The following is a 14785-nucleotide window of genomic DNA, read 5'->3' on the forward strand; positions in this document are numbered from 1 at the left end:
CATTCGCACGAGCGGATGGTTTTTTTGTGAGCATTCTCCTTTACAGCACGTCGTGAATGTTTTACATTTGACGAGTCAACAATTGACTTATCAAATGAGAGGGGTGAGATACCACAGATGGAGTTACGAGACATCAGCCGACTGCTGTACCAAATCAAACTGGCGGACCAGCGTGTCGCAACCTCGTTCGAGAAAGAGACGGGCTTCAGCCTGACCCGCTACGAGATGCTCATGATCGTGCATGACAAGGGCGTCTGTTCGCAAAGCGAGATTCAGCAGGCGATGAAAATCGACAATGCGGCCATCACCCGCCATTTGAAGATCCTTGAAGAAAAAGGTTACGTCCGAAGGGAACGGAACACCGCGAACCATCGCGAAGTGTTCGTCCATTTGACCGACGAAGCCAAACACGACTTGAACAGTTGCGAGCGGGATCACGACCGCGGCAAACATTTGATCACGAAAGTGCTGTCCGAGTCCGAAATCAACCAGCTATCAAGTCTGCTCCAAAAGCTTAACCAACTATAACAAAAGAGAAAGAGGTAATCCCCATGGCAACTACATTCGAAAACAACACATTCACTGACGTGATGCTCGGTCGTAAATCGATCCGTGTCTACGACGAGAACGTTAAAATCTCACAACTTGAAATGCTTCAAATGATTGAGGAAGCGACAACGGCACCGTCTTCAGTCAACATGCAACCGTGGCGCTTCGTCGTCGTCGAGAGCCCTGAGGCGAAAGAGACGCTCAAGCCGCTCATCCGCTTCAACGTCCGTCAAAACGACACGTCGGCTGCGATGGTCCTCATCTTCGGTGACATGGAGTGCTACGAGCTCGGTGAAGAGATTTACGATCAAGCTGTCGCAGAAGGCAAGATGCCACAAGAAGTGCGCGACCAACAGCTCGCTGCCATCCTCCCGTACTACAAAAACTTGTCGAAACAAGAGATGAACGACATCGTCAAAATCGACTCGAGTCTCGCTGCGATGCAATTTATGCTCGTCGCCCGTGCTCATGGTTATGACACGAACCCAATCGGCGGTTTCGAAAAAGACCAACTCGCGGAAGCGTTCGGCTTAGACCAAGACCGCTACGTGCCGGTCATGATTCTCTCGGTCGGTAAAGCAGCAGAAGAAGGCTACCAATCGATCCGCCTCGACGCTGAAACAATCACATCATTTAAATAATCGGAGGAATTCTACATGATCTTAATCAACGCCATTTTCGACGTAAAAGAAACAGAGTTTGACAACTTCTTGGCAGACATCAACAAGCTCATCGACTCGTCGAAACAAGAAGAAGGCTGCTTGGGCTATGAGTTGTTCCAATCGACGACATCAGAGAACCGTTTCGTCATGATCGAGAACTGGGCCGACCAAGCGGCCGTCGAGCAACACAACCAAAACCCGGACCTCATCGCATTCGCCCAAAACGTCGGCAACTACGTGTCGGCGAAGCCGGTGCTCCATGTGACGGAAGTCGCGACGGCCAACTAACATGTCTGGACTCACCCTCGTCCTCGGGACGCTCGTCGCCATCGAGTTCTTCTACATCATGTATTTGGAGACGTTCGCCACTCGTTCGAACACGACGGCCCGTGTCTTCAACATGACGGAACAAGAGCTCGCGCGTGACTCCGTGTCGGTGCTGTTCAAGAACCAAGGCGTCTATAACGGATTGATTGGCGTCGGCTTGCTGTACGGACTGTTCGTTAGCCAATCGACCGAGATCGTCACGATGATCCTCATTTACATCGTGCTCGTCGCGTTGTACGGCAGTATGACGAGCAATAAAAAGATCATCCTCACACAAGGTGGATTGGCGATTTTGACGCTGTTATCCATGTTGTGGTGAGCTGAAAGCGGTCGGCTTCGTGTCGGCCGTTTTTTTGTATGCGGCGTGCGGTATACTGAAAAGTGAGGTGATGTTCGATGAAATATGCTTGCCCTTGTTGCGGTTATCAAACACTTAACGACGAACCACCCGGAACGTATGACATTTGCGGCATCTGTTTCTGGGAAGACGATGGCGTCCAGTTCAACGACCCGGACTATGAAGGTGGCGCCAATACGGTGTCGCTCCGACAAGCACAACAGAATTACATCCGCTTCGGAGTAAGCGAGCTGCTTTTTAGCGATTCTGTCCGTAAACCAACTGATCACGACATCAAAGACCCGAAATGGCGACCGTTAGCAAAAAAATGAGCATACAAAAACCGCTTCTACAAATGAGTAGAAGCGGCTGTTTGATTATACGCCGAGAACTGCGAACGACACTCCGACGACTCCGATGAGCGCCATCGCGTAAACTGGTACGCGCGGCATTTCACCGTTGTTATCGAGCGCCTTCCCGAACATATAGAACACGAGCGGGTGGACGAGGAACGGCATCGAGAAGATGAGCGGGATAAGAAGCGACGCTCCCGTCCCGAACATCCCACCTTGGACGGCTGCGAAGAGACCGAAGTGCGAGATGGCTGACGATTGAGCCATCGTCGTGTAGTCGAACGCGATTGTGCTGAAGCTGAGGATGACGAGTCCACCGAAGACCGCCATCATCTGCCAACCGAACGAGAACTGCATAAGTGCCTTTACTTCTTTGAAGTCTTCTCCGTCGGCACCGCGCAAGTTTTTGAGCGAGAGTGCCGTTAACGTGAGACCGACCAAGACGATGATTGCTGTCGGCCAAATCCAGAGCGCCCCGTTGTCGGCACTGACCGCCAAAATCGAGAACACGAAGATGTGACCGAAGAACGGGATGTTGATCATGATTGGAGCACGTTTGGCTGCTACTTGACCGAAGTCACCGGCCGTACAAGCGCCTGTGAGACCACTGTGCGAGAGCGAACCGGCCATACCTGGTGCGAGGTTGCGGATATGTCCTGTGCGGGCGAACCACATAAGGAGCGCAATCCCACCGAACATCCAGAACAATTGACCGAAGAAACCGTACACGAGAATCGAGTTCATGCCTTCGATGGCAAACGCATCACCAATCCGTGAACCACCGACCATGAAGTTAGCGGCCAAGACGACCGGGATCCCGGCGAACAGAAGCGCACGGACGGTCGGTCCATACGTCCAGTTGTGGAAGATGGCACCGAGTGCTGACGAGATCAACATGGCGAAGAAGATTTGCGGGAGCGCGATGATCGGCTGTACCGCCACAGCGATGCCGTACGACACGAACAAGATGACGAGCATCAATACCGTCTCGATGACACCTTTGCGCATGTATACTTTCTTGTCGTCGATTTGCGCCTTGTGGTCGATCAAGAGGAACGATGCCGCGAGACCGATCAAAGCGAGGATCGGATAGTAGAGCATGATGCCCTCTGCCGCGCCCGGTTGAATCATCATGCGGAAGAACCCTTCGAGACCGACGAGCAAGAAGAATGAACGGAGGATGAAGATGAACTGTGTCCGTCCTGTCCCGAGGAACATCTCTTCTGTAGATGGCACGACGATGTCTTTCATGTCGAGCTCTTGTTTGCTCAAAATCTTGCGGAGCTCTTGGCCACCGACGAAGAATGAGACAACGAGTGCGATAATTGTCGTGCGTGACATGAAGTCGACGAGCGGGAACTCAGGGAGGCCCGGTGTCGCGATGCCCATCTCGACCATGGCGAAGCCAAGTCCGAGACCGAAGATGACGATGACGAGGATTGGTGAGAACCGTGAACCGGCTACGACCATCCGTGATAAAATGACCATCGGGATAACGAAGGCCATGAGCAACCAGAATTGGTTGAGTAATTGTACTTGTGATAACTGCTGAACGATTTCCATGGATAAACCCCTTATACATTTTTTTCACACTGTTTCGAAGTTTACAGGATTGAACATTCTGTGACAAGGGGGTGTGACGGATTGTAAACAATGAAAGCGGAACCAACTGAAATGGTTCCGCTTTCGGTTACTTATTCGGTTGGCGAAGGCCCCATATGCCTTTATTTCCCGTGGAATAAAACAAGTCGTCTTTGCCATTGAAGCTGGCCGAATCGCTCGAATGAGCCCGAATCTGTTTATTGACGTGAGCCTTCCAATCTTTATAGCGATCGAGCTCGAGTTGATAGTACGATCGCTCGATATATTCGTTGATTTCTTTCAATGACGCCGTCCCGCCATGATGCTGAATGGCGAATTGGATTTTGCGAAGTAGTGCGCGTTTCAAGTTATCCCTCACCTTTCACTAAATACTTCTAAGTACTCTTCAAACTTTTGTTCCACTGCTTTAATAATTCTATCATGAGCCGCTTCACCTTCAATACGGTACTCTTCCCTCACATAAAACATATCATCAGTTAATTCAAAAGGTGGAGAAATGTTGCTAAATCTGGTTGAAGTAGTAGATAAATACTTTAATGGCAGTGATCTTAAGTGGCGTTCTATTTTCGACTGTGAAAAGTTCGTTGTAAAATCTGCACTTATATTCTTAAGGTTATAAGTACAGAGTTGTTCGTTAACCAAATCATAATAAGGTTTTGCGAGTTCAGTTATCGAAATCGGCGCAGACCAATCTTGAGCACCTCGCTCCAACATTATTTTCAGTACGTTCATTTTATAAGGTCCTTGTCTATCGAACTCATCAATATACTGAATCAATCGTTTAAGTCGATTTTCCACAATTACGTCACCTTCATTCTGAAGCTTTTCGACTGAAGTAGTGATGCAGTCGCACTTCAACGATTTGATTAACCCATTCGTAAACCAAAGGATGAGCAAACGCTTCATTATGCTCAATATGTAACGACTCCCCTGACACGAAGAACGGTCCCTTAGCTATTTTATCAAACGGCATCCGTAAGAGTAACTTTTCGATTCGTTGTTGTCGGAACGGCGATTGGAAGTCTTTCGTTTGCCCATCAATCTGTTGTCGATATGGGATCGCATTGATGAACTCATAAAATGGAAGAGCCGCTTCGCTCGCCGAGAGTGGCTGAAGCCATCCGTCTTTCCCACGGCTCAACATGATTGATAACACAATCATCTTATAGCTCTTCGTCATGTCAGTGTATTCCACTTCGAGCAACAACGACTTCGACTCTTCAAACAGATGGTTCTCCTCGTCATTCAGTTCTCCTATCCGTTTGAGGAATCCGTAAAAACCACCGTCTTTCTTCCATTCAGACCGATAGGCGTCCATTGAGTATTCCCCTCGTTGAATCAACTCTAGATAACTCGGTCGTCTCCCGAGTTCCTCCTTCACCATGAAGTAGTTCCGCTCCAGCTGTTGTCGGCGCGTCGAAGAACGGGTCACCATCCGCTTCAACAAATCGATGGCGTGTAAATCGAATTCAATCGTACATCCTTTTGGTAAATCAGCTCCTGCCGGAAGCGATTTGACGAGCGGTTGCCGCTTCGTTGTCAACAGCGCCAACTTCTTATCGATGTTCTTATAGTTCCCAATCAAGTCGATGATGGTGCAATGCGTCTTCCCACTCAATAGACGTAATCCACGGCCGATCTGTTGCGTAAAGACCGTCAACGATTCAGTCGGGCGACAGAACAATAACGTATCAATCTCCGGGATATCGACACCTTCATTGAATAAGTTGACCGCAAAGATAATATCGAGATGTCCTTGTTTCAATTGACTCATCACATCGGCGCGGTCATATTCGGTCTGGCTATGTAACGCGACGGCTTGAACACCTTGCAGGCGGAAATAGTCGGCCAAATATTCAGCCTGAGTGACCGACGAGCAGAATCCGAGCGCTCGCGTTTGATGATGCATCTGCCATGCCTCAAAGATTTTTTGAGCAATACTTTCCTTCAACTGTTCCGCCAACAGTTCGTCCTGATCATAGCGACGGCCATTGATCAATCGAATCTGGGAATAGTCAATTTCATCATAAACACCGACATAATGGAACGGTGTCAAATACGACTCTTCAATCGCTTCAGTGAAGTGCATTTGATACGCGACATTGTCATCGCACAATGCGTAGACGTCTCCCCCATCCAACCTGTCCGGCGTTGCCGTCAATCCGAGCAAGAATTTCGGCTCGAAGTAATCAAGGACACGCCGGTAGGATGGCGCAGCCGAATGGTGGAATTCGTCGACGACAATTAAATCGAACTGATCTGGGGCAAGCTGTTGCATCCGATGTTTGGATGCCAATGTTTGAATCGAAGCGAAGAGTACGTCGGCTGACTGCTCATCTCTCGAGTCACCACCCAGTAATAGACCTGTCTTCCAGTCACTCGACACTCTTTTGTATGAAGCTTCCGCTTGGAGCAAGATTTCTTTCTGATGCGCGATAAAGAGCACCCGCTTGAACTGACGAGCGAAGAAAGCGCTCAAATACGTCTTCCCTAGTCCAGTAGCGAGCACGAGCATCGCTTTACGTCTTCCTTCGTCTATCGTTTCCCGTAACGCCTTCAAGGCGGCGTCTTGCACAGTGTTCGGCGTGATTGTATCGTCCTCGATATAAACAGGTGGTGGTTCTGCAATCAGCTCCGCTTCCTTCATCCGCTGTTGCTTCGCATCGTATTCTTCGCGATAAGGCTGTAACGAGATTGGGTTCATGATTTGAGCATAATCACTATAAAACAGGTCATGAAACGCGTCGACGGACTGTTCGAACACATCCTCCGAGATGCTTGCCGGAATCTCGACGTTCCACTCGACACCTCGATTCAAGGCACTATGCGACAGATTGGACGAACCCACAAAGAACGTCCCCCCATCTTTGGTACGGAACAAATAGGCTTTTGGATGGAAAGACTGTCCCTTCGAACGATACAGTCGCAGTTCAACGCCATCAATCTTCATGAGCATCTCGAGCGCATCCGGATTCGTCAAATAGAGATAATCCCCGATTAAAATCCGAACTTGTGCCCCTCGTTCTACTGCGTTCTTTAGTGCCTCAGCGATTTCCTGAACACCTGATACTTGCGCAAACGCGACGACCATATAAATTTCAGTCGCCGCGTCGATTTGGTGTTGTAATGGAATTCGTAAATGACTCGTATGCAAGCGTAACTCACTCATGATCAAGAACCTCTTCTAAGAAGAGACCTTTTTCAAACCCGCCCCGCTTCTCACGTTTCTCCTCACGAATACGATTCAATTCTTCAAAACTCGCACCATGCATCTTCCCTAACGTATAGACGAGTTCCAAAATGTCAGCAAGTTCTTCGAGCGATTCTTCATCGATGTTCGTCTCCTCATACTCTTTGATTTCTTCATAGAGTTTCAAGCGAGCCTGTTCGAAATGTTCGGCTTGATTAAGGTGTTTGACGACAGGAATTTGACCTGCTTCATGGATGATTTCAGGAATACGGTCGCGGATTAACTTACTATACTTAGTCATTTAATCGCCACTTTCTGAATTAAATTGAAAGACTCTTGAGTAACAAGTCAAACTCTTATTTACTTACTTTATTGATTTATTTTAAATTTCTTAAATCGTTGGTCATTTCAATTACTAGTTCTTCAAACAAATCATTAATACTCTCGATCATATAATGATTTTCCATTGGAATACTTCTATATTCATGAACAAATAAGTTTCTAACATTGTAGAGAGCTTCTGATGGATCGGTAAACTGTTTCCTACCAATTGACCTTAAAATCTCATTACATGATTCCATTAATCGAATTTTAATGTCTTGCTTTCGAGTATAAACAGTAAAAAGCTTGTTAATGCGTTTTTTTTCTTTCGCTATATTTCCAAGGTCCTCTTTGATTTGAAATAGTGTTTTTTCGTCTGTGCCTAAACTATCTAACATTTCACTAAATTCTTTCTTGAAGACTTTTTCAATTAATAATTCGATTACTTGATAAAGTAAATAAAATCTTACTAAATGATGATTATCTTGTAGTAGGAGTTTTTGAAATAACTGAATTATAAATTCGTCATTTCTAATTTCTTCTGATGTAACTTTTAAATTTAACCTTTTTCCATTACAACTTATAGGGGATTTATAATTATAATTATCAGCATAATATCCCTTGCCATATAGAAATGGAAGATAATTAATAATACTGAAATTCTCAATGTCTCGTGTCTGATTTTTATTCAATACCATAATTATCGTCTCATCAGCATTATAAAAATCACCCAAATTATACTCCCCATCTAAAGTAACTTCAGGAATTAAAGAATTAGGAAACTCTTCAATAATAAGTTTTTTAAAAGCCACTAAAGCATAAGGTAAAAAATGTTCATTATGTGCATAATCATGATTATTTGATAATAGTGATTGTAGCGGAAAAGTCCAACCTATCCGGGTACTACTCGCGTGATCATAAACTTGGTATATATCATTCTCTGCAAAAGAATTATTATAAAATGTAAATACCATATAATCATTCTCATTATGAATTTTATCCACATTTAACAGATGTTTAATTTTGTAAGTATATTCTATAGGGTTCATTTCTTTAAATACAATACTGGAGTCTTCTTGAAAAAATGCACCTTCACCTAAATTAACGATATTTTCATCACTTACCTTTAATTTTAAATTCATTTTTTTATTCCATTTGACTTCTGTATCTTTGATAGCCATTAGTCACTGCTTCACTTAAATTCAAATATGAATCACTGTCTTCATTAAATAGTTCTCTAAAGAACCAATAAAAATAGAGCCTTTGCGAATTTCCGATTTTTTTTGAATTAACTTTGATTTTGTCCAAATGCCAAATTAAATCTAGAATCCAATCTTCGAATTCTCCATTAAAAGTAATGTTTTGAATTTTTGATTCCCATTCTTCAAAATCATTAATCTTATTAAAATCTTTTAATTTCCCTAGTGCAGCTCCAAATCCAGTTATAGGTTGAGATTTATTAAATATTTTAAATACTACTCTACCAAACGGCTGTCCATCCAACTTTCGCGAACTTACTTCCAATTCTTCTTGACTACTTTGATTGAATTCCCACCCATCAGATAATTCTTGTACTTTAATTATGAATGTATCATAAGCAATCAAGAAGTCTTTAAATAAATCTTTCTTATGATTTTCTACTGATAGTTTTTCAAGACCTTTGATGTTATTTAATAATTCAAACCGATCAATTGGTAACTCATTTCTTTCCAAATAGGAATTAAATCCATCGATAATATCATTAAATTTGTACATTCTAATTTCATTGATACTGTCATTATCAACTTCTGAAACCAAATTTATTCCATTTATATTTTGATCTAGATAGTCTTTATACAAAATTTCTAATTGATGTCGAATAGACATAGGGGTTTGACCTGTATTTAAAGTTAACATTCTGTAGAGTATTCCAAATTTGTTTATCCCCAAGTATAACTCCATTCTTAGTTTATGATTATAAAATTTTTGAAGTTGTTCTTCATCTTTTGAATTCATCAATTCGAGTTCAACATCTAAAAAAGTGTATGTTCTTTGCAAACCATCCAAAATAATTAAGTTTTCTTTATGCTCACTCAAATAGTTAAGAATTTCTTCATCTGAGATTTCTGAAAGTTCTTGATGATTGTCATTTGACAAAGCTAATACAATAGGAGGCACTAAACAACCTTTCTTCAAGTCATTTCTTAACAAAGAGTATACCGTATTAGAAGATTTTACTCTCTTTCTTTGTAAAGGATTATTGAGTGTAATCAGTCGCGCAATTTCAATGTACTCCTTGTATGATAATTCAATAAAAATATTTTCAGCATTAATTCTTGTATCAGTAATTCTAGATTTAATCTCCATAAAATCTCTCCTTAACATTTTTTATTTCTAGTATAACTTATTTATAAAATACAAAATTAATATTTCGAGCTTAAATTACATTCTAATAAAATTTTGGTTTAGTTTTTTTCTGATGAATATCTTACTCCACAATCTCAAACGCTTTCACATATACGACATGGTCGAGGAAAATAATCCACTCGTCCTCGAACTGGACGAACCCGTCCGTCGCATGACGGAACGACTGATAAATCGATTCGAGTGCCGCATAACGACTCTCCGTCTCCACCACTTGCGTCAACACTTCATCATTGATCATATGGAACTCAATCTCGAACTGTTTCATCATGTCCACTCCCTTTCAATCCATTTCATGTCCTATTATCTCTTTTCCCAACTTGAGACGTCCTTTTAACCACGCTCTGGCTTCCTCGCATCGATGATTAGTGAAGGAAACGCAAGCTGATCCCCTTGGTTTCGAGGATTGTACTTCTTGGACCGAAAGATGACCCCCTCGGCCCCATCCCAATCCTGTTGATGAAACGTCCCGTCCTCATCGCAGTATTCAAGCAGTTCAACCTCAAAGCCCGCACTTTCAAACAAATCGATGATCGTTTGATACGTATGAACAATTTTATGACTCGCTGCCGGGTGGTCTTTCGGACCGGGTCCACCGACTTGAACAATATTTTGATACGATTCATCCGGAAAATATCCATCCGGTACTGCACAGCGAACGTAGCCTGAGGGCTTTAGATAAGTGAAACAGATTTCCGCTGCCGCCACCCCTTCCTCATACGTCAAATGTTCCCATACGTGTTCGGCTAGAATCGCCGTGATTGAATTCGGTTCGAATCGATGTTGCCACGTATGTATGTCCAATATATTTAATTCTTCTTCCTGTGTATGAATCCAGCCTGGATTGTTGTTGTATTCCCCGGCACCAATCACCAGCTTGATGTCCTTCTCCGTTTCATTCAATTGTCACATCCCCTTTCACTCGATTCAGCAATCCCTCTTACACTCTTTTCCCCATTCCGTCCCATACTCCTCTCGAAACCAAGATGAAAATTTTCTCGGCTATCAACAGGAAAGTTTTTCCTATACACTATGATAAATAGTCAGAAAATTACGTGTTCTTACATATTTAATATGACTATCGTAGTTCAACTTAGAGAGGAGCATTCCTATGGCCTATGACTTTGAATGCAAACACGTGACGAAACGCTTTGATAACGGCGACATCGCAACGCTCGCTCTCGACGATGTGAACCTCCACTTCGCCCACGGCGACTTCATCTCGATTATCGGTCCATCCGGTTCGGGCAAGTCGACGCTACTCAGCTTGATCGGCACGCTCGACCGTCCGACCGACGGCACGCTCTTGTTTAACGGCGAACCAATCTCGATCTTGTCCGCAAAACAGCTTGCCGACTTCCGCTTCGACAACATCGGTTTCATCTTCCAACAGTTCCACTTGATCCCGACGTTGACCGCGCTCGAGAACGTCATGGCACCGCTGTTCGGACGCAAAGTCGATTATGACGGGGAAGAACGGGCCCTCGAACTGTTAAAAGAAGTCGGTCTGAGCGACAAGGCGAACTCACTGCCGTCGCAACTGTCCGGAGGTCAGCAACAGCGCGTCGCCGTCGCCCGTGCCCTCATCCACCGTCCGAAGTGGCTGCTCGCAGATGAGCCGACCGGGAACCTCGACACGCATACGGGTGATATCATCTTCGACCTGTTGACGCGTCTGAATCGGGACAACGGTTGCGGCGTCTTGTTCGTCACGCATGACCCGGAGCTCGCCGACCGGGCGAACCGAAAAATCGAGATGCGCGACGGGCAGGTCGTCGCCATGAGCGACGTCCATCATGCTTAAGTTCATTTGGAACTCATGGTGGCGGAATAAGGAACGCTTCATCCTGCTCATGGTCGGGATGCTCATCGTCAGTACCGGGCTCAGCTATTTGCTCGGGGTGACCCAGGCGAACAACGGCACAGTCGTCAACGAGCTACAAAAGCGTTGGGACTCCTCGTACCATATCGTCGTCCGTCCGGAAGGTAGCCGCAGTGTGACCGAAGACTTGAACCTACTCGAGCCGAACTATATGAGCGGGCTCGAGGGCGGAATCACGCGCGAGCAATACGAGACGATTCAACAGATTGCCGACATCGATGTCGCCGCACCGATTGCCATGATTGGGTCGACCTATTCAAATTCGTTCACCCAAACGCATACGTTTGATAAAGTGGGTCTTTATCGACTCAAGATGAATACGCTCATCGATACGGGCATCGAAAAAATCAACGACTTCCAAGATTTGAAAGCTTATTTTTGGGTCGGCTGGATGCCGAACGGCGATTCGACCCATATCGGAATCGGCCCGACCGCCCTGTATGAAGAGTTTCCCCTCTCTTACGGGAGCGATGTCATGCTCGCCGGGGTGGACCCGGTCGCCGAAGCGAAGCTCGTCGGCTTAGACGATGCCGTCCAAGCGACAGAGTTCAGTCGTTATTTCAATGAAGAAGATGTCCCAGAGCCCTACGATCAGGACATCACGACGATTCCTATTTTGATGAGTTCAAAAGACTACGTCGATGCTTCGATCAACTACACGATTGAAGAAGTGGATGTCGATACGAGCGATCAAGAGGCGTTCATTAAAACGTATCTCGAGAAAGGGAAAGATGAATACCTCGATAGCTTGAAAGGGACGAAAGTCGCCTCATACGACTTTACAGCGCAACAAATGCACGACAATATCACAAAACACATTTTAGAAGGGAAACCTCAACCGCAAGACCCTCGTGTCACGGTTGACTATACTTGGCTTGCCGAAAAGGCGTCACCCCTCGTCTACGAGGGCGTGACGAGCCCGTTCCCGAAACGTTGGCCATACTCGTATCAAATCAAGCCGTTTCTCGCCGAGGGTCGCGTAGCTTATGGCCAAGAAAGTATGTATCGCAAGTCAAATAAATACGCGGAAGACATCAACGATGCGCCGAAAGTGAGATATAACTACATCGGCTTGTTCGACCCATCGAAACTGAATCTGTCAAAAGACCCACTGACGGAACTGCCGATGGAGACGTATTTCCCGGCCAGTGCCGAATGGGTCATGAACTCGAAGGACGAACCGGTCAACCCACCGACGACGGTGAAGCCGACGAACAACCCGTATAGCTTCCTCACGAAGCCACCGTCGATGTTGACGACGCTCGATGCCGCGTTCGCCATCGCCGGCGACAAAGCCATCTCAGCGATTCGCGTCAACGTCAAAGGCGTCGACGTGTTGAACGAAGCGAGTGAGGCAAAACTGCAAGCCGTGGCCAAAGAGATCGAAGACAAGACCGGTCTCATCACCGACGTGACGCTCGGCTCGTCGCCACAGTATGCCGTCACGTATTTACCAGGACTCAAAGGCGAGAGCGCCCTCGGCTGGATTCAACAGCCGTGGATCAAGCTCGGTTCGTCAATCACCATCTTCCAAGAAGCGAAACTCGGCTTCTCCGGTGTTGTCGCGAGCGTCATCCTCGTCGCGATGCTGTACGTGTTCAGCTCGAACATCATCATGCTGTACGCCCGGAAAAAAGAGTTCGCCATTCTGCTGTCGCTCGGATGGCGCCCGAGCCAGCTGTCGAAGCTGTTGTTCCTCGAAGCGACGATTCTCGGTTCGATGGTCGCGCTCATCTCGTGGATGATTCTAGGGACATTCCTGTGGACGGCAGCCGGCTCGACGTCGATCACGCGCATCCTGTTGATCGGACTAGCCGGTCTGTTGATTTATTGGCTCGGGACGCTCATCCCGATTCGACTCGTCCGGCGCATCAAACCGTACGAGACGATGCAGTCAGGCGAGGTGTCGAAAGGACGTCGATTGCTCCGCTCCCGCTCGAGCGTCGGCATGAGCTTGAACCAGCTCGTGACGTATTGGCCACGGACGACGTTGTCGATTCTCGCCATCGCCTTACCGACGAGCCTGTTCGGCTTCTTCCTATTCGTCACCTTCCGCCTCCAAGGCGTCTTGTATACGACATGGATCGGCGAGTTCGTCGCCCTTGAAGTCGGGACGATGCATTACGTCGCCATGGGTGTCGCCTTGCTCATCGCGATGCTGACGACGACCGAGATCATGTGGCAAAACGTCTCGGAACGTAAACCGCAGCTCGCCGTCTTGAAAGCGCTCGGCTGGCAGAACTCGTCCATCCGTCGCCTCGTCTTGACAGAAGGCGCGCTGACCGGGTTCTTCGCCGGACTGCTCGGCGTGACGGTCACCATCATCATCGTCACGATCATGTATCAGAAGTTCCCGACGTCCGAGTTGCCGTTCCTGCTCGCGACCATCCTCATCCCGGTCGTGACCGGTGTCCTCGGGGCGCTCCTCCCGGCGGAGCGGGCCGTCCGCATCACACCGGCTGAGGCCATCGGTGGGCACGTCATCAACCAGAAGAACGTCGAGAAACGGTTCCGAGTCGTGCTCGGGACGACGGCGACCGCTCTCGTTGTCAGTATCATCAGCTTGTTCGTCTTCACGTCACCAGAAGTGAAACCAGTGACGGAAGAAGCGAAGTCGACACCTGCCCCGACCGCGCAGACGACGGGTGCGAAACAGGCTGATTTAAAAGCTGATAAACCGAAAGAAGCCAAAGCCACCACACCAAAAGAAGATGACCTTCAAAAAATCATGAACCTCGGTACGTTCCAAACGTATATCGGTGACCCGAAACTGAAGAAACGTGAATTCCAAGTCGGTGAACCGGTCTACGCCTCACCGGATGGGACCGAACCGGAAGCCGGAAAACGATTCGTCAGCCTGCCCATCTCTCTCTTTAATGAGGATGATGGGTATGGTGGCACTATGGACTATCGACCGAACGGGTTCCGCATGTACACGCCAGACGGCACAGAGTACAGTCCGGTCGACATGGTCAACCACAACAAGAAAGCATTTCGGGGTGGATTCATTTACACACCAGGCGAAAAGTCCGAAATCGATTTAGTCTTCCTCGTTCCAGAGAAAGAGAAAACGCTCGTCTTGTATGCTTCAAGCGGTGCCATGCCGAAAACCTATACCGTTAAAATTGATGTGCCCTAACCCGAATCCATCTACCTGGG

16 protein-coding genes are annotated in these 14785 nt (G+C 46.6%); 7 read left to right on the forward strand and 9 right to left on the reverse strand.

All coding sequences use genetic code 11. The annotated features are described in order from the left end of the window. Positions 1-117 precede the first annotated feature (117 nt). The 5 genes from KNP83_RS09540 to KNP83_RS09560 all read left to right on the forward strand — a co-directional run bounded on the left by KNP83_RS09540 (position 118) and on the right by KNP83_RS09560 (position 2207). On the forward strand, positions 118-528 hold the full coding sequence (locus KNP83_RS09540; protein ID WP_214762251.1) for a MarR family winged helix-turn-helix transcriptional regulator: 411 nt from the start codon (positions 118-120) through the stop codon (positions 526-528). A 23-nt stretch (positions 529-551) separates the two neighbouring features. Further along, entirely contained in the window at positions 552-1190 is a 639-nt protein-coding gene (locus KNP83_RS09545; RefSeq protein WP_214762252.1) for a nitroreductase family protein, read from the forward strand. A 15-nt stretch (positions 1191-1205) separates the two neighbouring features. Then, positions 1206-1499: a putative quinol monooxygenase gene (locus tag KNP83_RS09550; protein ID WP_214762253.1), complete on the forward strand. Its 294-nt coding sequence runs from the start codon at positions 1206-1208 to the stop codon at positions 1497-1499. Position 1500: 1 nt separating this feature from the next. Next, complete coding sequence (locus KNP83_RS09555) at positions 1501-1857, forward strand: DUF1304 domain-containing protein (RefSeq protein ID WP_214762254.1); 357 nt, start codon at positions 1501-1503, stop codon at positions 1855-1857. A 77-nt stretch (positions 1858-1934) separates the two neighbouring features. Next, positions 1935-2207, forward strand: a complete 273-nt coding sequence (locus KNP83_RS09560; RefSeq protein WP_214762255.1) for a CPCC family cysteine-rich protein — start codon at positions 1935-1937, stop codon at positions 2205-2207. Positions 2208-2252: 45 nt separating this feature from the next. Here the strand turns inward: KNP83_RS09560 and KNP83_RS09565 are convergent, their stop codons facing one another. The 9 genes from KNP83_RS09565 to KNP83_RS09605 all read right to left on the reverse strand — a co-directional run bounded on the left by KNP83_RS09565 (position 2253) and on the right by KNP83_RS09605 (position 10647). Then, positions 2253-3791 carry a hypothetical protein gene (locus KNP83_RS09565; RefSeq protein WP_214762256.1) on the reverse strand — a complete coding sequence of 513 codons (1539 nt, stop codon included), beginning with the start codon at positions 3789-3791 and terminating at the stop codon, positions 2253-2255. A 127-nt stretch (positions 3792-3918) separates the two neighbouring features. Next, positions 3919-4176 carry a hypothetical protein gene (locus KNP83_RS09570; RefSeq protein WP_214762257.1) on the reverse strand — a complete coding sequence of 86 codons (258 nt, stop codon included), beginning with the start codon at positions 4174-4176 and terminating at the stop codon, positions 3919-3921. 8 nt (positions 4177-4184) lie between these two features. Beyond that, on the reverse strand, positions 4185-4628 hold the full coding sequence (locus KNP83_RS09575; protein WP_214762258.1) for a hypothetical protein: 444 nt from the start codon (positions 4626-4628) through the stop codon (positions 4185-4187). 13 nt (positions 4629-4641) lie between these two features. Continuing rightward, positions 4642-6999, reverse strand: a complete 2358-nt coding sequence (locus tag KNP83_RS09580; RefSeq protein WP_214762259.1) for a DEAD/DEAH box helicase family protein — start codon at positions 6997-6999, stop codon at positions 4642-4644. Beyond that, positions 6992-7321, reverse strand: a complete 330-nt coding sequence (locus KNP83_RS09585) for a nucleoside triphosphate pyrophosphohydrolase (RefSeq protein ID WP_214762260.1) — start codon at positions 7319-7321, stop codon at positions 6992-6994. Before KNP83_RS09585 ends, KNP83_RS09580 begins: the two co-directional genes overlap by 8 nt. 76 nt (positions 7322-7397) lie before the next feature. Next, positions 7398-8522 (reverse strand): hypothetical protein, encoded by a 1125-nt coding sequence (locus KNP83_RS09590; protein WP_214762261.1) that lies wholly within the window; start codon positions 8520-8522, stop codon positions 7398-7400. Further along, on the reverse strand, positions 8488-9687 hold the full coding sequence (locus tag KNP83_RS09595) for a hypothetical protein (RefSeq protein WP_214762262.1): 1200 nt from the start codon (positions 9685-9687) through the stop codon (positions 8488-8490). Before KNP83_RS09595 ends, KNP83_RS09590 begins: the two co-directional genes overlap by 35 nt. Positions 9688-9808: 121 nt before the next feature. Next, a complete protein-coding gene (locus KNP83_RS09600; RefSeq protein ID WP_251139297.1) occupies positions 9809-10015 on the reverse strand; it encodes a hypothetical protein in 207 nt (68 codons plus the stop codon). Positions 10016-10077: 62 nt separating this feature from the next. Continuing rightward, positions 10078-10647: a class I SAM-dependent methyltransferase gene (locus tag KNP83_RS09605; protein WP_214762263.1), complete on the reverse strand. Its 570-nt coding sequence runs from the start codon at positions 10645-10647 to the stop codon at positions 10078-10080. A gap of 208 nt (positions 10648-10855) precedes the next feature. Here KNP83_RS09605 and KNP83_RS09610 point away from each other — a divergent pair, with 208 nt between their 5' ends. Continuing rightward, positions 10856-11548: an ABC transporter ATP-binding protein gene (locus tag KNP83_RS09610; RefSeq protein WP_214762264.1), complete on the forward strand. Its 693-nt coding sequence runs from the start codon at positions 10856-10858 to the stop codon at positions 11546-11548. Further along, positions 11541-14765: an FtsX-like permease family protein gene (locus KNP83_RS09615; protein ID WP_214762265.1), complete on the forward strand. Its 3225-nt coding sequence runs from the start codon at positions 11541-11543 to the stop codon at positions 14763-14765. The genes KNP83_RS09610 and KNP83_RS09615 overlap by 8 nt, the downstream gene beginning before the upstream one ends. The last annotated feature ends 20 nt before the right edge of the window (positions 14766-14785 follow it).

It is taken from the genome of Exiguobacterium sp. s146 (assembly GCF_018618415.1).
Lineage (GTDB): Bacteria > Bacillota > Bacilli > Exiguobacteriales > Exiguobacteriaceae > Exiguobacterium.